The sequence below is a fragment of the Aliiroseovarius salicola genome (genome assembly GCF_027891095.1).
GTDB lineage: Bacteria > Pseudomonadota > Alphaproteobacteria > Rhodobacterales > Rhodobacteraceae > Aliiroseovarius > Aliiroseovarius salicola.
Genome location: NZ_JAQIIO010000003.1, coordinates 369,303 through 396,268, shown reverse-complemented (window position 1 = coordinate 396,268; position 26,966 = coordinate 369,303). Strand labels below are relative to the sequence as shown.

General features: G+C 56.5%; 24 protein-coding genes. 13 read left to right on the top strand and 11 right to left on the bottom strand.

Going from position 1 to position 26,966, the window contains the following annotated elements; translation table 11 throughout:
* Nucleotides 1-26: 26 nt before the first annotated feature.
* The 5 genes from O2N63_RS08090 to O2N63_RS08070 form a co-directional block, all read right to left on the bottom strand.
* Nucleotides 27-1,823: a peptidoglycan D,D-transpeptidase FtsI family protein gene (locus O2N63_RS08090; RefSeq protein WP_271053743.1), complete on the bottom strand. Its 1,797-nt coding sequence runs from the start codon at nucleotides 1,821-1,823 to the stop codon at nucleotides 27-29.
* Nucleotides 1,820-2,173, bottom strand: coding sequence for a cell division protein FtsL (ftsL, locus tag O2N63_RS08085; protein WP_271053742.1), 354 nt, complete (start codon nucleotides 2,171-2,173; stop codon nucleotides 1,820-1,822). Before ftsL ends, O2N63_RS08090 begins: the two co-directional genes overlap by 4 nt.
* A gap of 2 nt (nucleotides 2,174-2,175) precedes the next feature.
* Entirely contained in the window at nucleotides 2,176-3,180 is a 1,005-nt protein-coding gene (gene rsmH, locus O2N63_RS08080; protein WP_271053741.1) for a 16S rRNA (cytosine(1402)-N(4))-methyltransferase RsmH, read from the bottom strand.
* 1 nt (nucleotide 3,181) lies between these two features.
* Nucleotides 3,182-3,697: a division/cell wall cluster transcriptional repressor MraZ gene (gene mraZ, locus O2N63_RS08075; RefSeq protein WP_271053740.1), complete on the bottom strand. Its 516-nt coding sequence runs from the start codon at nucleotides 3,695-3,697 to the stop codon at nucleotides 3,182-3,184.
* 708 nt (nucleotides 3,698-4,405) lie between these two features.
* Complete coding sequence (locus O2N63_RS08070) at nucleotides 4,406-5,479, bottom strand: Mrp/NBP35 family ATP-binding protein (RefSeq protein ID WP_271053739.1); 1,074 nt, start codon at nucleotides 5,477-5,479, stop codon at nucleotides 4,406-4,408.
* 333 nt (nucleotides 5,480-5,812) lie between these two features.
* Here O2N63_RS08070 and O2N63_RS08065 point away from each other — a divergent pair, with 333 nt between their 5' ends.
* Complete coding sequence (locus O2N63_RS08065) at nucleotides 5,813-6,028, top strand: DUF1127 domain-containing protein (RefSeq protein WP_271053738.1); 216 nt, start codon at nucleotides 5,813-5,815, stop codon at nucleotides 6,026-6,028.
* Between the two features lie 424 nt (nucleotides 6,029-6,452).
* Here O2N63_RS08065 and O2N63_RS08060 read toward each other — a convergent pair whose 3' ends face one another.
* Together O2N63_RS08060 and O2N63_RS08055 are read right to left on the bottom strand one after the other, a co-directional pair.
* On the bottom strand, nucleotides 6,453-7,160 hold the full coding sequence (locus O2N63_RS08060) for a DUF4386 domain-containing protein (protein WP_271053737.1): 708 nt from the start codon (nucleotides 7,158-7,160) through the stop codon (nucleotides 6,453-6,455).
* A gap of 90 nt (nucleotides 7,161-7,250) precedes the next feature.
* Nucleotides 7,251-9,653 (bottom strand): ATP-dependent helicase, encoded by a 2,403-nt coding sequence (locus O2N63_RS08055; RefSeq protein ID WP_271053736.1) that lies wholly within the window; start codon nucleotides 9,651-9,653, stop codon nucleotides 7,251-7,253.
* Between the two features lie 221 nt (nucleotides 9,654-9,874).
* On the opposite strand from O2N63_RS08055, the gene topA reads away from it, so the two are divergent.
* Nucleotides 9,875-12,439 (top strand): type I DNA topoisomerase, encoded by a 2,565-nt coding sequence (topA, locus tag O2N63_RS08050; RefSeq protein ID WP_271053735.1) that lies wholly within the window; start codon nucleotides 9,875-9,877, stop codon nucleotides 12,437-12,439.
* 59 nt (nucleotides 12,440-12,498) lie between these two features.
* On the opposite strand, the gene O2N63_RS08045 is transcribed toward topA, so the two are convergent.
* On the bottom strand, nucleotides 12,499-14,382 hold the full coding sequence (locus O2N63_RS08045; protein ID WP_271053734.1) for an SLC13 family permease: 1,884 nt from the start codon (nucleotides 14,380-14,382) through the stop codon (nucleotides 12,499-12,501).
* A gap of 186 nt (nucleotides 14,383-14,568) precedes the next feature.
* Between O2N63_RS08045 and O2N63_RS08040 the strand changes: the two genes are divergently transcribed.
* The 3 genes from O2N63_RS08040 (at nucleotide 14,569) to O2N63_RS08030 (ending at nucleotide 16,365) form a co-directional block, all read left to right on the top strand.
* The gene (locus O2N63_RS08040) at nucleotides 14,569-15,282 is read left to right on the top strand and encodes a CoA transferase subunit A (RefSeq protein ID WP_271053733.1); all 714 of its coding nucleotides are present in this window, start codon (nucleotides 14,569-14,571) and stop codon (nucleotides 15,280-15,282) included.
* 3 nt (nucleotides 15,283-15,285) lie between these two features.
* Complete coding sequence (locus O2N63_RS08035; RefSeq protein WP_271053732.1) at nucleotides 15,286-15,915, top strand: 3-oxoacid CoA-transferase subunit B; 630 nt, start codon at nucleotides 15,286-15,288, stop codon at nucleotides 15,913-15,915.
* A 153-nt stretch (nucleotides 15,916-16,068) separates the two neighbouring features.
* Entirely contained in the window at nucleotides 16,069-16,365 is a 297-nt protein-coding gene (locus O2N63_RS08030) for an antibiotic biosynthesis monooxygenase family protein (RefSeq protein WP_271053731.1), read from the top strand.
* Between the two features lie 56 nt (nucleotides 16,366-16,421).
* On the opposite strand, the gene O2N63_RS08025 is transcribed toward O2N63_RS08030, so the two are convergent.
* Nucleotides 16,422-17,483, bottom strand: coding sequence for a phospholipase D-like domain-containing protein (locus O2N63_RS08025; RefSeq protein WP_271053730.1), 1,062 nt, complete (start codon nucleotides 17,481-17,483; stop codon nucleotides 16,422-16,424).
* 125 nt (nucleotides 17,484-17,608) lie between these two features.
* Here O2N63_RS08025 and O2N63_RS08020 point away from each other — a divergent pair, with 125 nt between their 5' ends.
* Genes O2N63_RS08020 through O2N63_RS08010 form a run of 3 tightly spaced genes read left to right on the top strand, consistent with a single transcriptional unit; the run spans nucleotide 17,609 to nucleotide 20,684 of the window.
* Nucleotides 17,609-18,610: a lysylphosphatidylglycerol synthase transmembrane domain-containing protein gene (locus O2N63_RS08020; RefSeq protein WP_271053729.1), complete on the top strand. Its 1,002-nt coding sequence runs from the start codon at nucleotides 17,609-17,611 to the stop codon at nucleotides 18,608-18,610.
* Complete coding sequence (locus tag O2N63_RS08015; protein ID WP_271053728.1) at nucleotides 18,607-19,917, top strand: FAD-binding protein; 1,311 nt, start codon at nucleotides 18,607-18,609, stop codon at nucleotides 19,915-19,917. Before O2N63_RS08020 ends, O2N63_RS08015 begins: the two co-directional genes overlap by 4 nt.
* Nucleotides 19,914-20,684 carry an SDR family NAD(P)-dependent oxidoreductase gene (locus O2N63_RS08010; protein WP_271053727.1) on the top strand — a complete coding sequence of 257 codons (771 nt, stop codon included), beginning with the start codon at nucleotides 19,914-19,916 and terminating at the stop codon, nucleotides 20,682-20,684. Before O2N63_RS08015 ends, O2N63_RS08010 begins: the two co-directional genes overlap by 4 nt.
* Before the next feature lie 176 nt (nucleotides 20,685-20,860).
* Here the strand turns inward: O2N63_RS08010 and O2N63_RS08005 are convergent, their stop codons facing one another.
* Nucleotides 20,861-22,294, bottom strand: coding sequence for a UbiA family prenyltransferase (locus O2N63_RS08005; protein WP_271053726.1), 1,434 nt, complete (start codon nucleotides 22,292-22,294; stop codon nucleotides 20,861-20,863).
* Between the two features lies 1 nt (nucleotide 22,295).
* The gene (locus O2N63_RS08000; RefSeq protein WP_271053725.1) at nucleotides 22,296-23,144 is read right to left on the bottom strand and encodes a lytic transglycosylase domain-containing protein; all 849 of its coding nucleotides are present in this window, start codon (nucleotides 23,142-23,144) and stop codon (nucleotides 22,296-22,298) included.
* Nucleotides 23,145-23,558: 414 nt separating this feature from the next.
* On the opposite strand from O2N63_RS08000, the gene O2N63_RS07995 reads away from it, so the two are divergent.
* The 5 genes from O2N63_RS07995 to O2N63_RS07975 all read left to right on the top strand — a co-directional run bounded on the left by O2N63_RS07995 (nucleotide 23,559) and on the right by O2N63_RS07975 (nucleotide 26,962).
* Nucleotides 23,559-23,750: a hypothetical protein gene (locus O2N63_RS07995; RefSeq protein ID WP_271053724.1), complete on the top strand. Its 192-nt coding sequence runs from the start codon at nucleotides 23,559-23,561 to the stop codon at nucleotides 23,748-23,750.
* A 50-nt stretch (nucleotides 23,751-23,800) separates the two neighbouring features.
* Nucleotides 23,801-23,992 carry a hypothetical protein gene (locus O2N63_RS07990; RefSeq protein ID WP_271053724.1) on the top strand — a complete coding sequence of 64 codons (192 nt, stop codon included), beginning with the start codon at nucleotides 23,801-23,803 and terminating at the stop codon, nucleotides 23,990-23,992.
* Between the two features lie 50 nt (nucleotides 23,993-24,042).
* Nucleotides 24,043-24,234 carry a hypothetical protein gene (locus O2N63_RS07985; RefSeq protein ID WP_271053724.1) on the top strand — a complete coding sequence of 64 codons (192 nt, stop codon included), beginning with the start codon at nucleotides 24,043-24,045 and terminating at the stop codon, nucleotides 24,232-24,234.
* Between the two features lie 214 nt (nucleotides 24,235-24,448).
* On the top strand, nucleotides 24,449-25,297 hold the full coding sequence (gene cpaB / locus O2N63_RS07980; RefSeq protein ID WP_271053723.1) for a Flp pilus assembly protein CpaB: 849 nt from the start codon (nucleotides 24,449-24,451) through the stop codon (nucleotides 25,295-25,297).
* A gap of 252 nt (nucleotides 25,298-25,549) precedes the next feature.
* Nucleotides 25,550-26,962, top strand: a complete 1,413-nt coding sequence (locus O2N63_RS07975; protein ID WP_271053722.1) for a type II and III secretion system protein family protein — start codon at nucleotides 25,550-25,552, stop codon at nucleotides 26,960-26,962.
* The last annotated feature ends 4 nt before the right edge of the window (nucleotides 26,963-26,966 follow it).

Below are 26,966 nucleotides of genomic sequence, written 5' to 3'. Positions count from 1 at the left end.
CGCGCATACAGGGCGCGGATGCGTCATCAGTTCGAGGTGAGTGTTAGCGCAGAAGCGTCCAGAGGTTCAATCTCTGGCTTGAGTCCTAGGAGGGGAGCCGCCCGGCGAATGATTTCAGCAGCAACCGGAACGGATGTCCAGCCAGCCGTGCGACGGGGTTCGGATCCAGAAGTATCCATCGGTTCGTCCAGCGTCACGATCAGCACGTATTTCGGATTATTGGCCGGGAACATGCTGGCAAATGTGTTGATCACCTTATCGTCGTAATATCCGCCCTGCGGTTTGGGTTTGTCGGCAGTTCCGGTTTTGCCCGCCACCTGATACCCTTCAACCTCACCGAATGAGGCGGTGCCTTCGGTGACAACTTTGCGAAGCATCTGCCGGGCCGCAATGGCCGAGGCTTCGGTCATCACACGCGGCCCACGCGCGACATGGGATTGCTTCAGAACGGTCGGCGTCACCTTGTAACCGCCATTGGCAATTGCTGCATATCCAGCAGCCAGGTGCATTGGGCTTGAAGATAAGCCATGCCCATATGAAACCGTGATGGTCGACAATTTGCCCCAACGGGGCGGCAACAGCGGGGTAGACCCACTCGCCTCTACCAGTTCAAACGGGGTGCGTTCGAAGAAGCCCAGATCTTTCAGGAACTCCTGCTGGCGCTCTGCCCCGATCTCCAGCGCCATGCGCCCGGTGCCCCGGTTGGAAGATTTCACAATAACGTCGGCCACGGACAATTTCCCGTAGTTCTTGTTTTTATATTCCTTGATGCGGAATTTGCCGATTTTCATCGTTGCCCCGGTGTCGATCACCGTTTCGGGACCAACCAGCCCCAGATCCATCGCCTGAATGGCAGTAAAGATCTTGAAGGTCGAACCAAGCTCATACACCCCTTGAACCGCGCGGTTGAAAAGCGGGCTGTCGGATTGATCTTTGCCTGCATCTGCCACCGTCAGAGGGCGCGGGCGATTGTTCGGATCAAAATCAGGCAGGGACACCACCGAGATCACCTCACCGGTATGCACATCCATCAGCACGGATGCCGCCCCTTTGGCGTTCAAAAGCTTCATCCCGCCATAAAGAACCTGCTCGATTGCAGATTGGATGGTCAGATCAAGCGACAACTGAAGCGGAGCGCCGCCATTGGCCGGGTCGCGCAGATAGTCATCAAACTGTTTCTCGACACCTGCAACACCGACCACTTCGGCCGCCGAGACGCCTTCCTTGCCAAAACTTGCCCCTCCCATCACATGGGCAGCAAGTCTGCCATTGGGGAACAGACGCATCTCTCGCGGTCCAAACAAAAGCCCCGGCTCACCGATCTCAAACACCGCCTGCTTTTGCTCGGGGCTGAGTTTTTTCTTGATCCACAGGAACTTACGCTTGCCCGTGAAATCCTTGAGAAGTCGATCTTCCTTCAGGTCCGGGAAAATCTTGACCAGTTCCGCCGCAGCGCGCTCCGGGTTCACCATTTGCGGTGGCTGCGCATACAACGCATGGGTGACAAGGTTGGTGGCCAGAATGCGCCCATTGCGATCAACAATATCGGCGCGCGCTGTGGCAATTGCCGCTCCCGGTGCCTGCGCCCGAGGCTCTTGCGCCTCAGATGCCGCCAAAATCGCCATTTTGGCTCCGACGGTCACAAATGCGCACAGGAAAACACCAGCCAGAACCAAAAGCCGCCCTTCAGTCTGCAGGCGCACCTTGTCGCGGATCACCTCATGACGGTCATGCAGGTTCTCACGCTCAATCTGATCCGGGTTTTCTCCCTTGGCGCGAGCGTCAAGGATACGGGCAAGCGGGCGTAGCGGGATCCGGTTCATTCCGCAGTCTCCCCACCAATTTCACCACTCACTTCGATGGTTTCCGTCACCACCAGTGGGTCGTCACTCGGATAAGAGATCTGGTCGACCCGCCCAAATTGTTCCGGTGCCAGTGGAAGCAGACCAAGGCGGTTGAAATTCATTTCGGCAAGATCACGCAACCGGTCCGGGCGATTGAGATAAGCCCATTCCGCTCGCAATACCGAAAGCTCTTCCTGCATTAGTCCAATATCACGCTGCAGGTCTTCCACAGTATCCAGCGCTGCCTTTGTTTTGTAGTTTTCCGAATAGGCCCAATAAGCCAATCCCATCACAGCGAGGGCGGAACAGATATAAAGAAGCGACCGCATGATCAGCCCCCCTTAAGAACAATTTTCGGAAGGCCAAGCTTGTTACGGTCAACTTGACCCGCAGGCGCATCGGTGCGTGTGGCCACCCGAAGACGGGCAGAACGGGCCCGCGGATTTTCACGCAGCTCTTCTTCGTCCGGGCCAATGGCCTTTTTCGGCGTGAGCGTGAAAGTGGGCACCTCTTCAGCACGTTCGGGTGCGTAACGCGACCCTCCCCCGCCGATCGAGGCCCGCGCTTGCAAATACCGCTTCACCACGCGGTCTTCCATCGAATGAAACGTCACAACAGCCAGTTTGCCACCAGGTTTAAGCGCACGCTCTGCGGCCTCAAGCCCTTCAATCAGCTGGCCAAATTCATCATTTACCGCAATACGGATGGCCTGAAATGTACGTGTCGCGGGGTGGCTTTGCCCCGGCTTTGGACGCGGCAGGCATTTCTCGACCACATCAACAAGTTGCAATGTGGTTTCAAAAGGCTGCTCTGCCCGCGCCTTGACGATGGCCTTAGCGATCCGACGCGACGCACGCTCTTCGCCATATTGGAAAATCACATCGGCGATGTCGGCCTCATCAGCCGTACTCACAAAATCCGCAGCGGAGGGACCGGATTGGCTCATCCGCATATCCAATGGCCCGTCCCGCATGAAGGAAAACCCACGCTCTGCCAGATCCAGCTGCATCGAGCTCACACCCAGATCCAGCACAACCCCGTCCAGCGGGCGTCCGGCAAGCGTGTCCAGCTCGGAAAACGTGCCTTCGCACAGCGCCAGGCGGTCACCATAGTCATCGGCCCATGTCTTGGCCATCTCGAACACCATCGGATCGCGGTCAATCCCGGCCACCCAATCAGCCCCGGCATCCAAAAGACCACGGGTATAGCCACCGGCCCCAAAAGTGCCATCAGCCCAGTCGCCAGAGATGGCCCCAGAGTCAGAAGAGACCGCCTCAAGGAGCGGCCTCAGCAATACAGGAATATGGGGGCGTTCAGGTTTGGCAGAAGGTGACATTTTACTCTCCTGATCCTGATATCCCAACACCGCCAAGCAACGTCAACGGGTCAAAGTCATCGGGCTGGTCTTCCAGCCAGGCCTCGGTCTTGGCCGTTTCAATTTCGTCGAACGTCACGGGTTTCCAGATCTGAAAGGTGTCTCCGGTTGCAATGAAAAACGCTTCTTTCTCCAACCCGATCTTCTGGCGCAGCTTGGCCGGCAGCACCAATCGACCGGTTTCATCTACAGATGTCGGGAAGGATTGCCCGTTGAACAGACGCTCCAGCATACGCCGCTCGATCGAGCCGCGCGGCAATTTCGCGATCTGGTCATCGACCTCGTCAATCGCTTCGATCGTATAGCATTCAAGATAGTTGCGGCGATGATCGCCATAAACAATCACCAGGTTTGGATTGTCGCCCTCACGGTGATCCGGGTCGCCCGCCTCAAGAACACGGCGAAACAGGGCGGGGATCGAGACCCTACCCTTTGCATCCACCTTATGGTGGCTTTCACCTCTGAACCTGCGTGCCACGCTCCGGTTCCTTTCCTGTCCTCTCGCGGGACCGCGTGATCATTGCGGATCCCTTAAATTAAAAACGGCGAATTGATCTGCTGCCACTGATCAATCCGCCGTCATGCCCGTTGCCGGGTGTCCAGTCGCGCGCGCCACCTGGGGGGATGTCTGCTCGCGTACGCGCCGGATCTTCTAACCTGATGAAGCGGGTGCCTGTATGAAACCTGACTTGGGAGTGTCACTTGAGGTCTTTTTGCCTCTTAAATCCCGTCCTCATCATGGATACCAGTAATAGCGCGGGAATTCATGGGATGCAATACCCCTAAATGGGATTTTTATATATTCAGCACCTCAGAATCACGATGCAGTCGATGGGAACAGCATTGAATCTATTAACAAATTGGAACCCATAGTGTTTTCTTTAACCAATAACCACTAAATGTTGTGCCAGAACTGGGAGTAGAAAAATTCCCAATATTTCCCAATTTTTTTGACTTCCGCATGAAATGCACGAGTTTGACGTTAAAATCTAGAGTAATTTTACCAATTCCCTATGCATTTCCATGGGATTTACAGCCAAATGACCATAATTTCCCATCGCACCCATGATTTCCCAATTCACAGAGCAAAGCGCGTCCCACCTATTCCCATTCCACTCATCTGCCCCTTAAACAGAAAACGCCCGCCAAAGAGGCGAGCGTAGATGTTGTGTAATTGATGTCGCGTTTAAGCCAGGCCACGCTCCATCAGGCTTTGCGCCACTTGACCATAGGCCTCTGCAATCGCACCCCCATCAAGAACCGCAGGCGATCCAGCATCACCAGCCAGGCGCACATCCAGCGACAGGGGCAATTCCCCCAGGAATGGCGCACCCAGTTCTTTGGCTTCCGCCTTCACGCCACCATGGCCAAACAAATGCGCTTCGTGACCGCAGCTCGGGCAGATATAGTTCGACATGTTTTCGATCAGCCCAAGGATTGGCACATTGACCTTACCGAACATATCAATTGCCTTGCGGGCATCCAACAAGGCAACATCCTGCGGGGTGGACACCACAACTGCACCGGTCAGTTGCGATTTCTGTGCCAGCGTCAACTGCACGTCACCAGTGCCGGGCGGCAGGTCGATGATCAGCACATCAAGCGGCGCCCAATCGACCTGAAACAACATTTGCTGAAGCGCGCCCATCAGCATCGGTCCGCGCCAGACCACCGACTCGCGGTCGGATTTCAGCATCAATCCAATCGACATGAGCTTGACCCCATGGGCCTCAACCGGAACCAGCTTTTCCCCATCCGGGGAGGACGGGCGTGCATTTGTGCCCATCATGCGTGGCTGTGATGGGCCGAGAATATCCGCATCCAGCAGCCCCACCTTGCGCCCCGCCTTGGCCAGTGCCACGGCGAGGTTAGAGCTGACCGTGGATTTTCCCACACCGCCCTTGCCCGATGCAATCGCGATGATGTTCTTTACACCCGGCACTGCCATCGGCCCTGCCTGAGGTTTCGGATGTCCACCAATTTTTAGATTCGGAGCTGCCTGGGCAGGCTTGGCCGGTGCCACACCATGCGCCGTGAGAATGGCCGAAACCTTTTCAACACCGTCCAGCGCGGCCACAGCCGCCTCAGCCGCACGTCGTTGCGGTTCCATCCCGGCAGCTGCCTCGGGTGTCGCTGCTTCGATCACGAAGCTGACATGCCCCCCATCTACATTCAGAGCGCGGATCATATCGCGTGAGGCGAGATCACCGCCATCCGGCATAGCAACCGCTGAAAGAGTGGACATGATCTTATCGCGCATTTTCGTTTCGCTTTCTTGCAATTGAACTTCCCCAAACCGGCATGGCCACAGGGTGCCACATTAACGGGGTGCCACATTACTTGTGTGCTTTCAGGCCAGTTGCAAGCCCAAAGCAGAACCCGCCCCCTGCACCGCGGACGAAAAAACCGCAAGCCGGAGAATAGATCAACATCACATATGCATTTTCTGCATAGCGGCAATGACAGCTTCGGGGATTGTGCAAATGCAGCATTGGCGCCAAATAACGCTCAACGACGCCAACACGGCGCCACACGAAATTCCGCGGACTGGCTGACACAAGCCCCGCACCGAAACGAAAAGTGAGTAAGACCCATGGCACACGCCACCGAAATCCTGAACGCCCACGCTGGAATCGCTGACCGTCTGATCGCCCTGCTGGCTGACTTCAAAGAAGCCATGGCAAAACGCGCCATCTACCGCGAAACAGTTCGCGAGCTGAGCAAACTGTCGCTCCGCGAGCTGGACGATCTGGGCATTGCCCGCGGTGAGATCCAGTCGATCGCCAGCAAAGCCGCCTACGGCGCATAAGTTTCGCACGTTTTTCCCTGGCATCGCTCCTCCTCCCTGCGGTGCCGAGATTGACGGCGGGGGCTTCCTCCTCCCTGCCCCCGCCAGTCGATCACTTTTTCCGGGCCTGCTCCTCCTCCCTTTATGCAGGCCTCGGGATGCGGCAGCCTCCATTCCTCCTCCCTAGGAGGCTGCCGCCCCAAAGTTTCGGATGCCCCACCTCCTCCCGGGGTCATCCACATCGCTGACAGGTCTCCTCCTCCCTGACCTGAACGCGCCCTGAGCCGGTCTTCTCCTCCTCCCTGAGGACCGCATCAGACAAAGAACGGCGTTGCCCACCTCCTCCCGGGCAACGCCGTTTTTTTGTCTTACCCTTCGAATTGGATGGTCCCGGACAGGGACGCGCGGTCAACCCACAGACATCGCTTATTGAGATGCTGATCCGTTAAGCGTTCAAAGCACGCGCAAGGGCCGTCTGGTCAAATCCTTTGAAGATGAACCACAGCGCAAGGACCATTTCCTGAATGGCCAAGGGTGCGATAAGCGCGATTGCAAGGGTGTCGGGGATCGATGTGAAAAACACGGTGACCGCGATTGACCCCAAGACCATCGCCGATATCAGCCCCCATCCGGCAATCCAGCGCGGCACCAGCCGTGAGTCCCATAACATCCAGTTGAGCATCAACATCCCAATGACAAAAACCAGATTGTAAATCGGGCCGCTGGTCCCCGACCAGGCTGCGCCTCCGATCAGGCTCTGCGCAAGAACCTCCAATGTTTCCGGCGACACCGACGGGTGCGCAGCCAGTGTCTCAGACAGAGCCAGCACAAACATCCTGTCGATTTCCATGTTGGCAAACAGGGCCGCCTCAAAAACACGAAATCCGACATAGCCAACGGCCAGCATCGGGCTGACCAGCCGAAGAACCGGGTAAAGCGTGATGGCAATCAAGGGGATCGCCAACACGCAGGAAAACTCGATCAGGATCCCCAATCTGATTTGTGCTTTGGCCGCAACCGCCTTTGCCATCACGTCCGGCGGCGTCAGACCGGGTTTGTAAAAGGCTTCGCCAACAAACAGAAACGCGGTTGCGATAATGAAGAAAATACCAGCGAAAATAGCATGGGTTCGAAATGTGGGTTGAACGGGCATCGAATGGCTCCTTTCAAAAAGGTGCCATCACGATAGGTTTTTAAACGGATATTAGCATTGATGCGCGTCAATGGTGGTGAACCATGCGGATCAGAACGGGATATCACCCGCCTCCGCCGCAGGCACGATGAACTTCGCGATTACTTTCTTGGCGCCCGCTTTGTCGAACTCGATATCCAACTTGTCGCCCTCTATCCCCATCACGGTGCCATAGCCGAACTTGTTGTGGAACACGCGGTCTCCCTGCGTGAAGGAACTTGTGGCCTCAAGATCAATCACCAGCCCCTTGGCCTCGTTCGGGCTGGGTTTGGCCCGCAGGCGCCCGCCAGTATTGGCCTGCATCCGCTTCCATCCGGGCGAGTTATAGGCGTCGGCCCGCACCGCACGCTCTTCGATCTGCGAGCTGCCATAGCCGCCCCCAGACGCAGCCCCATAACCGCCGCCGTAAAGACCGGGCGGGGTCAGCACCTCGACATGTTCTTCCGGCAGTTCATCGACAAATCGCGAGGGAAGTTGCGATTGCCACTGGCCATAAACGCGTCGATTCGCGGCAAATGAAATGGTGCAGACTTCTTCGGCGCGGGTGATGCCCACATAGGCGAGCCTGCGTTCTTCTTCGAGGCCCTTCAACCCGCTTTCATCCATCGACCGCTGCGACGGGAAAAGCCCGTCTTCCCAGCCCGGCAGGAATACGGCGGGGTATTCCAGCCCCTTGGCCGCGTGCAGGGTCATGATGGTCACCTTCTCCTCAGCGTCTTCGCTCTCATTGTCCATGATCAGGCTGACATGCTCGAGGAAGCCTTGCAGGTTCTCAAATCCCTCCAGCGCCTTCACAAGCTCCTTGAGGTTTTCAAGCCGTCCCGGTGCTTCTGGCGTCTTGTCGTTTTGCCAATGGCCGGTATAGCCCGACTCATCAAGGATCATTTCGGCCAATTCCACATGGGTATCCGCCTCGTCGTTAAGCTTCTTGTGCCAACGATCAAGCCCGGCCACGAGCTCCGCCAGCCCCTTGCCACCCTTGCCCTTAATTGCACCTTGCTCCACGGCAAGCTTTGCCCCTTCGACCAGCGACACACCGTTCGTGCGCGCCGTGACCTGAATGGTCTGCACCGCCTTGTCGCCCAGCCCCCGGCGCGGGGTATTCACGATCCGCTCAAACGCCAGATCATCGTCCTGCGACACAGCCAACCGGAAATAGGCCATCGCATCACGGATTTCCATCCGCTCGTAAAACCGAGGGCCGCCAATCACGCGGTAAGGTAGCCCAATGGTCAGGAACCGATCCTCAAAGGCGCGCATCTGGTGCGAGGCACGGACAAGGATTGCCATATCGTCAAGCGACCTTGGATCCTGCCCACGTGTGCCACGCTGCATCGCCTCAATCTCTTCGCCGACCCAGCGGGCCTCTTCATCGCCGTCCCAATGGCCAATCAGGCGCACCTTCTCACCGCCCTCGGCGTCGGTCCAAAGCTCTTTGCCCAACCGGCCTTCATTGCCGCGAATAACACCCGCAGCAGCGCCCAGAATATGCGCGGTGGAGCGGTAGTTCTGTTCCAGCTTGACCACTTTTGCACCGGGGAAATCCGCCTCGAACCGCAGGATATTACCCACCTCGGCGCCGCGCCATCCATAGATCGACTGGTCATCATCCCCTACGCAGCAGATGTTCTTGTGCCCCGCCGCGAGTAAGCGCAGCCAGAGATACTGGGCGACGTTGGTATCTTGGTATTCGTCGACAAGGATGTAGCGGAACCAGCGCTGATATTGGCCCAGAATGTCCTCATGCTTCTGGAAGATGGTCACAGTGTGGAGCAGCAGGTCACCGAAGTCGCAAGCGTTCAGCGTTTTCAGCCGTTCCTGGTACTGGTGATAAAGATCCACCCCCTGCCCGTTAAACGCAGAGGCCTCTCCGGTCGGCACTTGCGCAGGTGTCCACGCGCGGTTCTTCCAATTGTCGATCACACCAGACAGCAGCCGCGCGGGCCAGCGTTTCTCGTCGATATTCGCCGCGACAATCAGCTGTTTCATCAGCCGAATCTGGTCATCCGTATCCAGAATGGTGAAGTTGGATTTCAATCCCACAAGCTCGGCATGGCGCCGCAAAAGCTTCACCCCGATCGAGTGAAACGTCCCCATCCAGGGCATCCCCTCAACCGTTTGCCCCAACAAGCCCGCCACACGATCTTTCATTTCGCGCGCAGCTTTATTGGTGAAGGTTACGGCGAGGATCTCATTCGGTCGCGCTGTACCGGTGTTCAAGAGATGCGCAATCCGCGTGGTCAGCGCCTTGGTTTTACCGGTTCCAGCGCCCGCAAGCATCAGAACAGGACCGTCCAACACCTCAACTGCCTCACGCTGTGCCGGGTTCAATCCATCAAGATAGGGCGCGGGGCGTTCAGCCGCCATTCCCATCGCCCGCTGCGACAGCGAGAGTTTCGCAGGTTCACCCGCGTCAAAGGCTTCGAACAGATCGTCGTCATCAATATCGCTCATATCGCCTCTTTATCAATCCGCCGATCTTAGGGGAAGAGGGCGTTCCACAAATGTTCTGCCTCACCCAATTTCACCCAGCATTTTTCCGCCCCCTAAAGGGGGCGCGACACTGTTGCCCCTATTATAGAGAGAAGCGCCATTGACAAGCCCCCCATCGAGGCCACATCTACAGCCCCCAGATACAAGGCCGCCCGGCGGTCCCATTGAGTCGTGAGGATTGCATGCCCGTCGTTGTTGTCGAAAGCCCGGCCAAGGCCAAAACCATCAATAAATATCTTGGCAAGGATTACACCGTGTTGGCCTCTTACGGCCATGTACGTGACCTGCCAGCCAAGAACGGGTCGGTCGACCCTGACCACGGGTTCGATATGACATGGGAGGTGGGCAATGATTCCAAAAAACACGTCCGTGCCATTGCCGATGCGCTGAAAGAAGACAACGCACTGATCCTCGCAACCGACCCCGATCGCGAAGGGGAAGCAATTTCATGGCACCTCGAAGAAGCGCTGCGCAAACGCCGGTCAATCAAGAAGGACACGCCGGTTTCGCGCGTGACTTTTAACGCGATCACCAAGGATGCGGTTCTGGATGCGATGGCCAACCCGCGCCAGGTGGACAGCGATTTGGTCGAGGCTTACCTCGCCCGCCGCGCGCTGGATTACCTTGTGGGCTTCAACCTGTCGCCGGTGCTGTGGCGCAAACTGCCCGGTGCCCGCTCAGCTGGCCGTGTGCAATCGGTCTGCCTGCGCCTGATCGTGGAGCGCGAGCAGGAAATCGAAGCCTTCAACAACAAGGAATATTGGTCGGTCAAAGCTCTTCTTTCCACCCCGCGAGGGCAGGAATTCGAAGCGAAGCTGACCGTGCTGGGCGGCGACAAGCTCGAGAAGCACAGCCTTGAGAATGAAACTGCCGCCGAGATGGCGGTGCAGGCGATTTCCTCACGTGATCTGATGGTGCGCTCGGTCGAGGCGAAACCCGCCAACCGCAACCCCTCCGCACCCTTTATGACCTCGACATTGCAGCAGGAAGCCAGCCGCAAATTCGGCTTTGGTGCCCGGCAAACCATGTCCACCGCACAACGGCTCTATGAAGCCGGGTACATCACCTATATGCGGACCGACGGGATCGACATGGCACCGGAAGCCGTGGCTGAAGCCCGTGAAGCAATCACCGCACGCTACGGCAAGGAGTTCATCCCGCCCAACCCGCGTGTTTACAAGAACAAGGCCAAGAACGCGCAGGAAGCACACGAATGTATCCGCCCAACGGATATGAGTGTATCGGCCCAGGACCTTGCCAAGCTCGAACCCGATCAACGCAAGCTTTACGACCTGATCTGGAAGCGTACGCTTGCCAGCCAGATGGAAAGCGCGCGGTTTGAGCGCACGACCGTTGAAATTGGATCGGATGACGGTCAGGTTGGCCTGCGCGCCACCGGACAAGTGGTTGTGTTCGAAGGATTTCTGAAGGTTTACGAAGAAGGCCGCGATGATGCGGTTGTTGATGATGGCGACAAGCGCCTGCCGCAGATCATGCAGGGCGAAGCCGCTGACAAACGCAACATCACGCCCGAACAACACTTCACCCAGCCCCCGCCCCGTTACACCGAGGCCACGCTGGTAAAACGCATGGAAGAGCTGGGCATCGGTCGCCCTTCGACCTATGCGTCGGTGATCACCACGATCCAGGACCGCGAGTATGTCCGGAAGGACAAGAACCGCCTGTTCCCCGAGGACAAAGGCCGGATCGTGACCATCTTCTTGGTCAACTTCTTCCGCAAATATGTGGGCTATGAGTTCACCGCGAACCTCGAAGAAGAGCTGGACGAAATCTCGGCCGGGGACGCCAATTACAAGGATGTGCTGACCCGTTTCTGGCGCGACTTTTCCGCCGCCATTGGCGAAACATCCGAGCTGCGCATTTCAGAAGTGCTCGACAAACTGGACGCCGCTCTGGCTCCGCAGCTTTACCCACCGCGCGAGGATGGATCGGATCCGCGCATCTGCCCGAAATGTGGTGAAGGCAAGCTGCACCTCAAGACTTCGCGCACTGGTGGGTTTGTCGGCTGCGGCAATTACCCGGAATGCAACTACACCCGACCGATTTCGGGTGAAGGGGCAGAAGGGTATGAACGCGTTCTGGGCGAGGATAATGGTGACGAAATTCACCTGAAATCCGGCCGTTTTGGTCCCTATGTGCAACGCGGCGAAGCCACACCGGAAAATAAGAAACCGCCACGCTCTTCCCTGCCCAAACAGGGCAAGGAATTCCTGCCCGGTTGGGGTCCGAATGAGCTTACTTTCGAGCAGGCCCTAACGCTTCTGACCCTGCCGCGCGACATCGGCCAGCACCCGGATGGGGGGATGGTACAGTCCAACCTGGGCCGGTTCGGCCCCTACATTGCACACCAGCGCCCGGACGAGGAAAAGCCGGTCTATGTGAATCTCAAGGAAACGCTCGACGTCTTTGAAATTGGCATGAACCGCGCGGTGGAAATGCTAGCCGAAAAACGTGCAAATCCGGGTCGCGGGCGTGGGAGAACCGCCGCCAAAGCTCTCAAGGAATTGGGGGAACACCCCGAAGGCGGTGGTGCGGTGAACGTTCTGGACGGACGCTATGGCCCCTACGTGAAATGGGAAAAGGTGAATGCCACGATCCCCAACGATGTGAAGCCCGAAGACGTGACCATGGAGATGGCCGTGGCGCTGATCGCGGAAAAAGCAGCAAAGAAAAAGCCTGCCCGCAAAAAGGCTGCCCCAAAGAAAAAAGCCGCTGCAAAGAAGTAAACTCTCTGTTCAGAATGAACAAAAAGCCCCGCCGAGTAATCGACGGGGCTTTTTTGTCGTCAGAACACGATGTTCAGCATGATCAGCGAGATCACAAGGAAGAGCACAGTCATAATGCCGCCAGCCTTGACGAAGTCTTTCACTTTGTAGCTTGCCGGTCCCATAATCAGTGCGTTCACCTGATGGGTTGGGATGATGAACGAATTGGAAGTTGAGATTGCTACGGTGAGCGCAAAGAGCGCCGGGCTCGCCCCGGCTGCCACGGCAATCGACACAGCAAGCGGGACCAGAAGGACGGTGGCCCCGACATTGGACATCACCAGCGAAAATCCTGTAGCGAGCACCGCGATGCCTGCCTGAAGTGACCAGATAGGCCAACCATCAAGGGCCGTCAGAATTTGCTGGGCAATCCACTCTGCGGTACCGGTGTTTTGCACCGCCTGCCCCAGTGGGATAAGGCACGCGAGCAGGAATACGGTATTCCAGCCAACCGCATTGTAAGCCTCGTCAATTGACAACACACGCGACAAGAGCATCCCGACAGCCCCGGTTAGAAGACACAGCGACAGGCGCACGTCGGTAAAGAGGATCAGCGACAGCGACAGCGCAAAAAACAGCATTGCCCAGCCCACTTTATGCGGCCGCAGTTCTTCCTGTGGGAAATCGGATGTCATGATGACGAAATTCTGATTGCCCTGAAGGCGGGTTAGATTGTCCCAACGCGTATGGGTCACAAGCATATCGCCCAGCTCAAATTTCTCCAGGCCAATCTGGGTTGGCTCGTGGTCATCTGTCTCCACGTGGCTCAATGTCTCTTCCCGGCGATGGATGGCCAGAAGAGAAAGACCATATGTCTTGCGCAACAGGAGCTCACGCGGGGACTTGCCGATCAGGTCCGATTCAGGTGGGATCACCAATTCGGCGATCCCGGCGTTTGTGGCGGCAAATTCTTCTGTGAAGACATCAAGTTGCGGACGCACTTTCAACCCGTATTTCTCGGCAAAGCAATCGACCTCATCCTTTTTCCCGATAATCGCAAGCCGACAGGGGGCGGCGATCTCGGCCGTCAAAACCTGCACCATCGAGGTTTTGCCGCGATAAAATGTCGAGATGATGTAGAGGTGGTTTTCAAGGTTCACATCCGCCAGGATTTTCCCGACCAACGGGCTGTCGCCCGGCACTTCGACCTCGTAAACAGACGCCGTAAGACCGTAAACGCGCTTGAGATAATCCGATGTGCCCTGCCCGACCGACGTATCACTAACCGTCCCGCTTTCGGGCAGAACCCAGCGCCCCAAGAGCAGGAAATAGAGAATACCGCTGAGAACCAGAACCACCCCGACCGGAGCGACCGAGAACAGCCCGAAAAGCTCCATCTGTTGGTTTTCTGGCAGGCTGGAGTTGGCAGTTTGAAGCAAATCATTCAACAAAATCAATGGAGAAGAACCAACCATAGTCATGGTCCCACCAAGGATTGCACAAAAGCCCATCGGCATGGCGAGCCGGTTCATTGGTATGCCCGAACGGGTAGAAATCCGGCTGATTACGGGCAAAAACAGGGCGGCGGCCCCCACGTTTTGCATGAAACTGGAAATGACCCCTACCGTCCCTGCAACAATGGGCTGGATCCGTTTTTCGGACGCACCGCCACGCTGCATGATCGTGGCGGCAACCTTGTTCATGATCCCGGTTTTATCAAGGCCCGCACCGACAATCATCACCGCAATGATCGAAATCACCGCGTTTGACGCAAACCCGTTAAACAGTTGATTGACGTCCGCAAGATTGGCCAGAGCGGGGTGATAACTGAGGATCCCCAAAATCACCAGAACAAGGATCGCGGCAAGATCTATTCGAACAATCTCGGATACAAATAAAAACACGGTGAAGCCCAGCATCGCGCAGACCACGCCCATTTCGAATGTGAATGCCAATTGTTCCATTGCCCCTCCGATATTTTTCTTTTCCCCATTCTTAACAGAAATTTGCAGCCAGCAAGAAAATTGCGCGCACAAACAGGAAAACGACATAGTAGAAATACCCGAAACAGCCATTTTCACCCCTGTTTCGTTGACACCACAACCTCCTCACGCCAGAACTTGCGCAGAACTGACGAGAGGAAAGTTTTCATGAAAAAGGTATACGGCTCGGCGGCCGAGGCCCTGGACGGCCTTCTGTCCGACGACATGCTGATTGCCGCGGGCGGGTTTGGACTGTGCGGCATCCCCGAACTTCTGCTGAACGCGATCAAGGAAAGTGGCGTGAAGGATCTGACCTTTGCGTCGAACAATGCGGGCGTTGACGATTTCGGCATTGGCATCCTGCTGCAAACCAAGCAGGTGAAGAAAATGATCTCGTCTTACGTGGGCGAGAACGCGGAATTCATGCGCCAGTATCTCTCGGGTGAGCTGGAGCTGGAATTCAATCCGCAGGGCACGCTGGCCGAGCGCATGCGCGCCGCCGGTCACGGCATCCCCGGCTTTTACACCAAGACCGGCGTGGGCACCGTGATTGCCGAGGGCAAAGAGCACAAAGACTTCCCCACCGGCCCGAATGGCGAAGCCGAGACCTATATCATGGAAGAAGGCATCTTTGCCGATCTGTCCATCGTGAAAGCCTGGAAAGCCGACGAAACCGGCAACCTTGTCTTCCGCAAGACCGCCCGCAACTTCAACCCGCCGGCTGCCATGTGCGGCAAAACCTGCGTGGTCGAAGTCGAAGAAATCGTGCCGACCGGCTCGCTGGATCCGGACTCGATCCATCTGCCGGGCATCTACGTGCATCGCATCATCCAAGGCGAGCACGAGAAGCGCATCGAACAACGCACCATCCGGGAGGCTTAAGACATGGCTTGGGACCGCAATCAAATGGCCGCTCGCGCGGCACAGGAACTGCAGGACGGTTGGTATGTGAACCTCGGCATCGGCATCCCGACGCTGGTGTCCAACTACATCCCCGAGGGTGTGACCGTGACCCTGCAATCGGAAAACGGCATGCTGGGCATGGGCCCCTTCCCGACCGAGGATGAGATCGACGCCGACCTCATCAACGCCGGCAAGCAGACCATCACCGAACTGCCGCAAACCGCCTATTTCGACAGCTCGATGAGCTTCGGCATGATCCGTGGCGGCAAGATCGCCATGGCGATCCTGGGCGCGATGGAAGTGGCGGAAAACGGCGACCTCGCCAACTGGATGATCCCCGGCAAGCTGGTCAAAGGCATGGGCGGCGCTATGGATCTGGTGGCTGGTGTTGGCCGTGTGGTGGTTGTGATGGATCACACCAACAAGCATGGCGACAGCAAGGTCCTCAAGGCCTGTACACTGCCCCTGACCGGGCAATCGGTTGTTGACCGCATCATCACAAACTTGGGTGTGCTGGATGTTGTTGAGGGTGGCCTGAAGATCGTCGAGACCGCCGATGGCGTGTCTGAGGACGAGCTGCGCGCCGCAACCGAGGCGACCATCGTCAACTAAGATTTGACCCTACCTGATCAGAAAGGGCCTCCCGTTCGGGGGGCCTTTTCGCTTTTGGGGCTACTCTGGCAATCCACCAGCACTGATATGCTATAATGTCATCCTTGCAGCCCCGCCCATGGGAGACCCCACGGGCCATATTGGGAGGTCACGATGATCATCAGGATATTTCAAGTCACCACGCATCCCGGTAAAGAAAAAGAGTTCAGTGAGTTTTTCCACAACACCGCCATCCCGCTCATGAACAGCACGGATGGGATTGTCTCAATCCTGCCCGGTGCGGCGCGACCGGAGACACCAAACGAGTTCAGCTTTGTTATGGTCTGGAAAGATCTTGATGCGCTCAAGGCCTTTGTGGGAGAGGACTACAACTCGCCGCATATTGCCCCGGAAGAGGCCGAGCTGGTGGCGGCGCGCCACATCCGGCACTACGACCTTGTTGAAATGTAAGTCTCGCACCCATCGCGAACCCACCGCAAAGGTGGTGCAGCGGATAGCGACGGCTGCTATTCGCCGAATGTAGAGATAATCCGGTCAATCTCTGCCCGAGCCGCCGCATTGACCGAGCGCTGCAGGGCAATGGCTGCGGGGTCAGTCTCGTCTCCGTCACCGATCACCATGATGTTTTCGTCATTCGATTTGTTGGCAGGGCCCGTGTAGTTGAAACTGCCAATAACAGTGACATCATCATCGATCACCATCAGCTTGTGATGCAGCTTGCCAAACCCGGCCCCACCCTGTGCCATCGACAGGCTGACACCGGCATCGGACAGCGTGTGTTTCGCCGCCCATTTCTGGTTCGCCTGCCGCTTGTCCAACACCCCGTTCACCGAAATCCCCGACCGATGCGCCGCGATCAGCGCATCATCAATGCCTGAGCTTTTCGAAAAGGTGAAAACCGCGAAATCAATGCGCGACTTGGCCTTGAGGATCTGTTTCATGATCTCCATTTCCGGCGCGTGATCCGGGGCAAACAGGGGCTTGATCCGCATGCCGGACACTCTGGCCTCTTTCGGGGCCGGACCATGCGCGACGCTGGCCTTGCCAAAATTGCCCACTCGGATCTCACGAAACTCAGCCTTGAACGCATTCGCCACCTCGGCATCATCGACCACAACCAGATGGTTGAGGTTACGTGTAACCCCGGTTTCAGTAAAATTTGTAGACCCCGTCAGCACGCGGTTGCCCAGAACCATGAATTTCTGGTGAAAGATGGAGGGGTTGAAATCGACCTTCACATCAGCCGTTGACCGAAGGATCGCGTTGAACAGCTTTCGGTTCACCTCATGCTTGCCCTTAGCCTCATGGGCATCGTCCAGGCTTGCAGGCCGTCGCTGTGCCAGGAGATAGCTCTGCTCCAGCACCAAATCCACCACCACACCGCGCAACCGCGCCCTGATGATCGCATTTGCAATATCCGGGTGGTCCACTTCCTGAATGGCAATCATCAGGTTTTGGCGCGATCTGGCGCTATCGATGAAATCGAGGATCGGCTGCAACAGGTCATCGGGCGCACCAAGTTGCTGGGGCCCCATGAAAAACGAAAGGTCACCGGCGATGACGGGCATGACAATCTCCCCGATAATAAATCAATGGCTGTTTCAATACGCCAAGCCTATCACAAATACCTCGTATTTTGAGGGATTGTTTCATATTCTCGCCGCATTCTTTCGCCACAACTTCGGCAATGACAATGAGCAGTACAAATTCAGTTTCCTCGGGCACCCCTGCCCCATCCCGCCGGTTGCGGGATACACTGGTTCTGGCCGGGCTGTTTGGGCTTGTAATGGTCGGTCTCATCGGTCTGGCCGCTGCCACCGGATGGGAGGAAACCCGCGCACAGATCGCCAAGCTTTCGATCTGGCAGGTTTTGTTTCTTCTGGTTTTGTCCCTTGTGAATTACCTCTTTCGGGGTTTGCGCTGGCATATCTTTGCCCGCCGTCTTGGCTTGCCTACGGGGCTTGCACAGGATCTGCGCCATTTCCTCGGCGGTTTTGCCATGTCGGTCACACCGGGCCGCGTGGGTGAGCTGGTCCGCATGCGTTGGCTGAAACGCGAAACAGGTTGGAATTTTGAACGCACCGCGCCTTTGGTGCTGGTTGACCGCGCCTCCGATCTGACGGCAATGGCCCTAATCCTCGCCATGGCCTTATCCTTTTCCATGAAAGGCATTGCGGGGGGCGTGCCGGTTGCACTCCTCGCGCTGATTGCGGGTTTTGTGGCCACACGCCCTGCTCTGCTCGCTGGTTTTGCCAAGATGGGGCATCGCGTCACGGGTCGTTTTGCCCGGCTATGGGTCAAAATCAGACGCGCTGCAAAATCTCTTTCTGCCTTCACCTCACCGACACTGATGACCAGCGCCGCGATTTTGGGCGTAATCGGTTGGATTGCCGAAGGTTATGCCTTTCATCTGCTTCTGGTCTGGCTGGGATCTGACATTGGATTTGCCACTGCGGTTGCTATCTTTGTCTTCTCCACGCTCGCTGGCGGCCTGACCGGAGCCCCCGGAGGGGTCGGTGGTGCAGAGGCTGCAATGATCGCGCTTTTAGCCCTCGAAGGGGTGCCGCTGGAGGTCTCTGTACCCGCCACCGCCATTATCCGCGTCACAACGCTTTGGTTTGCCATCGGGATCGGTCTTTTGATCTTCCCATTGGCCGAACGCCATTCGCTCACGACAAGAAAGACAAAAGCATGAGCTGGAAAATAATTGATTATACAGGCTGGGGCCGTGTGCTGCGTGCCAGCGGTGCAATGGCCCGACCGGAGCGCGCCCGCAAACTGGCGGACCTGACCAAAGAGGGTGGTCCGGCGGTCGGTAATCGTCGCTCATATGGGGACGCGTCCCTGAACAATGACGGTCGCGCCATCGACATGACACGCATGAACCGCATCATTGGATTTGATGCTGAAACCGGGCAGGTCACGGTTGAGGCAGGGATCACCATTGGCGAGCTTGCGCATATCTTTGCGCCGCAGGGCTGGATCCCCGCAGTTCTGCCCGGCACGGGTTTCGCCACAGTGGGCGGCTGTATCGCACAGGATGTGCACGGCAAGAACCATCACAACACCGGAAGCTTTGGCCAGCATGTGCTGTCGGTCACACTCATACAGAACGGCAAACGTGTGGTGGCCACACCCAAGAAAAACGTCGCCCTCTTCCGTGCGACAATGGGGGGGATTGGACAGACCGGCGTGATTGCTGAGGCGACATTGCAGATGAAACCCTGCCCCGGCGATGTGATGATGGTCACGGAACAGCGGGCTGAAAACTGGGAGCGTCATATCTCGCTGCTTGACGCCTCCACCGCCGAATATTGCGTGGGCTGGATTGATGCCACCGCCCAAGGGGCTGCACTGGGACGCGGTATCGTGGAAGAAGCGGAACTGGCCAAGGGGTTGCTCCCAAAGGCGAAATCCCCAAGATCCGTGCCGCGGGATGCCCCAAATTGGGCACTTTCCGGCCCGGTGGTGCGAGGCTTCAACGCCACCTACTATCGTCGCGTGCCAACATCTGGCAAAAGCTCGGTCAAACGGATTGACGATTTTTTCTTCCCGCTCGACAAGATCCATGACTGGAACCGCCTTTATGGCAAACGAGGGTTTTACCAGTTCCAGAACGTCGTGCCCCTATCCGAAGTGGGCGCGCTGAAAGGCATGCTGGACCGGATCGCAGGTGCCGGGCTGGCTTCGCCGCTCGCCGTTTTGAAACGGATGGGTGACGGGCGCGCCGGTCATATGTCTTTCCCGATGGAAGGATATACGCTTGCCGTAGATTTCCCGGCACGCGACGCTGCCCGAGATCTGATTGCAGAGCTAGAAAAGATGACAGCCCAGGCGAATGGTCGTCTGTATCTGGCCAAGGATGCACTTGCCACAGGTGACGCCATAAAAGCGATGTATCCTGAACATGGTGATTGGGCTGCAATTGCTGACAAATCCGACCCGGAACGCTCTCTTGAAACTGATATGACCCGCCGTCTGGGCCTGAGGAATACAGGATGAAGGACAACATGACCAACTTGCCCGACACCGTGACAGACGAAACCTGGATCATTCTTGGCGCCACGTCCTCTATGGCCCGCGCCTTTGCCCGGAAAGTGGCCTCAGAGGGTGCCTTTGTGCTTTTGGCCGGGCGTGACATGGAAGATCTCGAGCGCAGCGCCACCGATATGCGCGCACGCGGGCAACACGCGGAAGCCATCAAGTTTGACGCCCGCAATCCGAAAACCTTCGACCCGATCATCGACCGGGTCAGCGAAGTGGTGGGTGTGATCAACGCAGCCGTTTTTGTCGGCTCCATGCCACCACAAGACGCCATCGACGAGGACCCTTCGTTGATCGACGGCACTGTAATGGACAGCTACGCCGGCCCTGCCCGGTTCTTGCAGAAACTGGCCCCTGTCATCGAAGCGCGCGGGGCGGGCACTGTTGTTGGCGTTGGGTCTGTTGCCGGTGATCGCGGCCGGATCGGCAATTATGTCTACGGCTCTGCCAAAGCGGGTTTTGCCACCTATCTTTCTGGCCTTCGCAATCGCCTGACCCGTGCAGGTGGACATGTGGTCACCGTAAAGCCCGGTTTTGTCGATACGGCGATGACATGGGATGTCGAGGGCATGTTCCTCGTCGCCACTCCAGAAAAGGTGGCAGGTGACATATCGAATGCCGTGAAGAAAAAGAAGAACGTGATCTACACGCCGTTCTTCTGGCGATACATCATGTTGATCATTCGCCATATCCCGGAGTTCATCTTCAAGAAAATGTCGATCTGACACGTTACTAGTCTACAAATCCGACACAAAAAAAGGGGCGTTCTGCCCCTTTTTTCTTTCACCCCATTCCCTCACTTGAGATAGCGACTTGCTCTGGCAATATGATGGCTAACCCGCGCCAATCCCGATCCCATCCGCGGCGCGGAGCAGGCACGGGTTTCATATGGTCGACCGGATCAGCCCAGCCCCATCAAATTGTGCCAAAGACCGGCGGCATAGAACATGATCGAGATAGACATCAGCATCAGGCCAATACCGCGTTTGTCCTTCATCGCAAAAACAATCGGGTCGTAATCCTGTTTTCCATACCAGCCCAGCCGCACCATACGGATCATCCACCACGCCATCGGAAGCTCCGCCACCCAGATCAACCACTGTGTTTTGTAAAGCTCGATGGCTTGATCGGTGAAGGAATAAAGGAAGAATGCGACCAGAGATGCGACCACACCCAACCCGGCCACATTCAGGAGATCCGGGCGATCCGGGCGACCATACCCACGTCCGGGCAGGCGATCATCCGATGTGGCAAGTGTCAATTCTGTCAGCCGTTTCACACACCCCAGCGCCAGGAAGACCGGGAAGATGAACACCAGCAGATAACCCGACACATAAATGCCGGTTGCGGCCGCCCCTGCGACCACGCGCAATGTGTAAAGACTGGCCAGCACCGCAATATCCACCCAGCGCATCCGCTTTAATTTCAGCGAATAGGCCAGAGACAGAAGCATGTAAAACGCAACAACGCCCAGGAATGCAGGTGCAAGTATCGCCGCGAGTCCAAGCGCAAGGGCGGCCAGACCAACAAAAGCGGCCATCCCAACCTGGATCGGCACAGCCCCCGAAGCAAAGGGGCGCTTGCATTTCTTCACGTGCAAGCGATCCGCTTCGAGATCGAGGAGGTCATTGACCAGATAGATCGATGAAGCCGCTGCCGAGAAACTGACAATGCCCAACAGTGCCAGAAAAATCGTCCCGAATGAAAAATCATGGGCTGCAATGAGGGGGAGGAACAGAAGGATGTTCTTGACCCATTGATGTGGGCGGAAGCTCTTGATCAGGGATTTGGCGGTCCACCCTCCGGGAAGTTCGCGCACCTCTTTGCCCATGTCACGCAGCTCGCCCGCTGATTTTTCATCCCCCACCACATAGGCCACATCCGCCTGCTTCCAGATGGCCATGTCCACCGGCGCATTGCCCGCATAGTCAAACCCACCTTCACCGTAGAGTTCTACCAATGCATCTGCCTTGGCATAGCCCCTTAGATTGCTCATCCCCTGTGTCGCCAACACGCGCTCTGACAGTTCGTGATGCTCGGCCAAGGGTTTGACCTGAGAAATATGTGAGGCGGATGCCAGCACCACCTCGCGCCCTTCCTCCAGCGCACGGTTTGCCAGATCCCGCACCGGTTCTGAAACCGGAAGCAGATCGGTTCGCAAAGGCGTGATTTCGGCCAGAGCCGTCTTTAAGGCAGCGGGATCGGTGAAATGCGAAAAACTCGCCCGGAGTGTCGCCCATGGATCGCGCCCCAGCCCCGCCCAGAAACATTCAAACAACATATCTGTGCGCAAAAACGTCCCATCCACATCCAGCACAAGGGGCTTCACACTCATATCAGGATCCTTTCACGGCAAATACACAGCCGTCGGTCAACAATTCAGGAGGGGTTAAACACAGGCCCTTGGCCACCTGCCAGGCTGCCAGGACTTTTGGAATATACGCGCGGGTCTCGGCATATGGCGGCACTCCACCATTCTGGGTCACGGCGTTTTCGCCAGCATTATATCCGGCCATCGCCAAAATGGGGTCGCCGTTGAAATGTGTCATGAGCCACGACAGATAGGCCACGCCCCCTTTGATGTTCTGCGCAGGATCCAGCGGGTCGCCTACGCCAAACCGGGCAGCCGTATCGGGGATAAGCTGCATGACACCCTGCGCGCCAGCATGGCTTTCAGCATCCGCCTGTCCTGAGCTTTCCACCGAGATCAGCGCCAGCACCCATGCAGGGGAAACACTTGTTCCAACCGTGGCTTTGAGAATTTCGATGCCATACAGGGACGCAATATCCTGAAGATGCTGCAACCGAGGGGCCGCAAACCCCTCTTTCATTTCCAGCGCCGACAGAGCTTTTTGAAGATTGGCAGGGCCACCACCGTCAGTCTTTGGTGAAACGGTGCTCCAGAACCATTCATATCCGCTTGGGATCAGGTCGTCGTTTGTATTGCTGTCATCATCCGTTTGCGCCGCAGAAGGTAGCGGGGCCAATACACGCGCCTGCTCTTCCGGGTCGATCTGAACAGTGATCCGTTTTCCCGCTCCGCTGGGAACTCCAATTTTCTTGAAGGTAAATTCTGGAAATGCAGGAGGCGCCTCCTCGGCACGCGCCGGACCCGCGACCAAACAGAGCCCGATCCATGCTGTCAAAGCAACAGACACAACCGTGAGTTTCCCCACATATTTCATGGCATTCAACACTGCTCTCTTGCTGCCTGTCTCTGTTATTTGGGCCCTCTCTGCAAACAAGGACCTCTGCTTTGGGATTATTCCCTTTCTTTTCTATTCGATTTTTTGCAAATCGCAGGCAAAAACACCAGAAATTCCTATCAAACTCGTGACATAAATTGCCACCGCCACGACTTCTCCCATTATGAAATTAATTTTTTCTATTTTTATTCCGCATATATTTCATGAGCTTACCCTCAAAGTCACAAAAAAAGTTAAGATTCCCAAAAAGGAACGAAACCTGCCCAACTCTTGCCCCAATCAACAGGCTAATTTTTATCCATGCCGAGCGGCACTGAGGATCTGAAACATAGGTGGTTCACAGAGTTGCGCTTGGAAGACAACGTGACTGAACACCTAACCGGAGGGACGAATATGAAACTGTTCAACCTGATCAACAAGTTCAAGAGTGATGAAGATGGTGCCGTGACCGTCGACTGGGTCGTACTGACCGCAGCCATCGTGGGTCTGGGCATCGCCGTACTGACTTCGGTCTCTGGCGGGACCACTTCGCTGGCAGACAAAATCTCCAGCGAACTGAGCTCGATGACCATCCTGACCCACTAAGGTTCACTCCTTAAGTGACCTGACCAACTAGACATTCAAGGAATATGACTATGAAACTCTTCAACCTGATCAACAAGTTCAAATCTGACGAAGATGGCGCTGTGACCGTCGACTGGGTCGTACTGACCGCTGCCATCGTGGGTCTGGGCATCGCCGTACTGACTTCGGTCTCGGGCGGAACCACCTCGCTGGCCGACAAGATCTCCAGCGAACTGAGCTCGATGACCATCCTGACCCACTAAGGTTCTCACCTTAAGTGACCTGACCAACTAGACATTCAAGGAATATGACCATGAAACTCTTCAACCTGATCAACAAATTCAAATCTGACGAAGATGGCGCCGTGACCGTCGACTGGGTCGTGCTGACCGCAGCCATCGTGGGTCTGGGCATCGCCGTGCTGACTTCGGTCTCGGGTGGCACCACCTCGCTGGCCGACAAAATCTCCAGCGAACTGAGCTCGATGACCATCCTGACCCACTAAGTTTCAAACTTAGTACAGAATCAGAAAGCCGCGCCCGAAATGGCGCGGCTTTTCACATGACGGGACATTGTTTGGTTCCTAGCTAAACTGATGAACAATCAACTGGTTTTTCATCATATGTCCATAAATTCGCCCCAATCTGTTTCTAACTTGGGAATGTAATCAAAATCTGCGTCACCAATGGGGTTGGCGCAATGATGTGAAAGGAAATCGAATGCGAGCCGTATTTGGATTGGTATTGGTCCTGGGCGTGGCGTTAGCCGGGTTCGCGGTTTACCTTGCCCGCGACTATATCGGTGTCTATCAGGCCCAGATTGAAGCTCAACGTCGGGCAGCCGAAGCCATTGTTCCCACAGTTGAAGTGTTGGTTTCGACAAAACCGCTTACCTATGGTCAACCACTGACACAGGAAGACATACGTGCCGTGCGCTGGCCAGAAGATGCCATTCCTGAAGGCAGCTTCACGTCCATGGAAGACCTGTTCCCACGGGGCCCGGAAATCCCGCGCATTGTGACCCGTGCGATGGAAAAAGACGAAGCGTTGATGAAAATCAAACTGACTGAACCTGGGCAAGATGCTGGTGTAAGCTCGCGACTGTCCGCTGGGATGCGTGCATTCGCAATCCGCGTGGATGTCTCATCTGGTGTTTCCGGCTTCCTGCGCCCCGGCGACCGGGTTGATGTGTACTGGTCTGGCCGTATGTCCGCAGGAGAAGGCAACCAGCGCGAAGTGACAAAATTGATCGAAGCTTCGATCCAGCTGATCGCAATCGACCAGATGGCTGATAGCGACCGCGTCTCCCCCACCATCGCACGCACTGTGACGGTCGAGGCAACACCACGCCAAGTGGCCGCCCTCGCCCAGGCACAGTCGACAGGCAAACTCTCCCTCGCGCTTGTAGGGGTTCAGGATGCCAGCGTATCGGGCTCCGTCGAGATCGGACAACGAGAACTTTTGGGTGTGGTGGATGCTCCAAAGGCAGTGGCACAGAAGGTCTGCACGATCCGAACCCGCCGCGGCGCCGAAATCGTAGAGGTTCCGATCGCCTGTAAGACCCAATAACGTCTCGACGAGATGTCAGACAGTAAATCCAACCAGTTTACGGGGCCTCAATGGCCCCGTTTTGTTGCCAAAGAACCACATGAGAGAATCATGCCAAGTTATTGATTCTTGCAAAAAAGCAAATTCTGTCGCATGCTCGCCGTAATTGGGCAAAATGCTCCGGAACAACCGGGCTAGGCGGGACGGAAAACCGACCGACTGACAGGATAAAAACAGCCTAAAACCGAGGCGTGATCGAAAAGGCAGGATCACATGAAAATAGATAAAGTACTCAAGGCGACTCTGTTCGGAGTCGCTATTGCAATGACAACCGTACCGACAGGTGCAATGTCAGAAACCTTGCGTGTGATGAACGGCTCTGCCTCATCGGCACTGAGTGTTCCGATGAATCGAGCAGTTGTGGTCGAAAGCGATGTTCCCTTCGCGGAACTCTCAATCGCCAACCCCGGCATTGCTGACATTTCGACCTTGTCGGATCGCACCATCTATGTGCTGGGCAAGGCACCCGGCCGCACGACACTGACCCTTCTGGGCGGTGATGGGCGGTTGATCACCAATGTCGAGGTTCGCGTGTCCGCGGACGTCGCTGAATTCAAGGAACGCTTGCAGCAGATCCTACCGGGCGAGGCCATCGAAGTGCGCACCGCAAATGACGGCATTGTGCTGTCAGGCACGGTCAGCTCAATCGGACGTATGGATCGCGCTTTGGATCTGGCAGAACGTTACGCACCGGAACGGGTCTCTAACCTGATGACCGTTGGCGGTACGCAGCAGGTGATGTTGAAAGTGCGCTTCGCTGAAATGCAACGTTCGGTCCGCAAGGCCCTGTCCAGTTCGCTGGCCATCTCTGGCGGCACCAATCTTGGCATCGATGCTGAAACCGGAACATGGCTTGACGGAAGCAACGGACTTGGCGGTAATCCAATTCAAGTGTCAGGCGGTGTTGAAGGTGGTCTGGCCCTGGGCTTCAACGCTGGATCCTTCGAAGTCGGCATCCTACTCGAAGCCCTTGAAAGCAAAGGTGTTGTTCGCACTCTGGCAGAACCCAACCTGACCGCCCTTTCGGGACAGGAGGCAAGTTTCCTCGCCGGTGGTGAATACCCAATCCCTGTCTCGGCCGGTGAAGACCGCGTGGTAGTCGATTACAAACCATTCGGCATCGAAATGACCTTTACACCGCGCGTGTTGTCGGACGATGTGATCAATCTCGACCTCAAGGCCGCTGTTTCGGGGCTTGACCCGACGGTCAGCTATAACAATGGCGGGTTTAACATCAACGCCTTCCGTCGCCGTGAGACATCTACCGTGGTGGAACTGCGCGATGGCGAGAGCTTTGCGGTTGCAGGCCTGATCGAAGATGATTTCCGCGATCTGTCCGGACAAGTGCCCTGGCTGGGAGATATCCCGGTTCTTGGGTCTCTGTTCCGCTCTGCAGAATATGAACGTCAGCAATCCGAGCTTGTGATCATCATCACTGCACATCTGGTCACTCCGACCCGTGGTGATGCGCTGGCTCTGCCGACGGACCGTATCAAACCGCCGTCAGAACGGGAGTTGTTCCTGTTTGGCAAAACAGCGGCCCCCAACCGCCCAACCAAAGGCGCTGCGGGTGAAGTGGCAAAACAGGATTTCTCGGGATCCTACGGTTACGTGATGGAGGACTGATCTG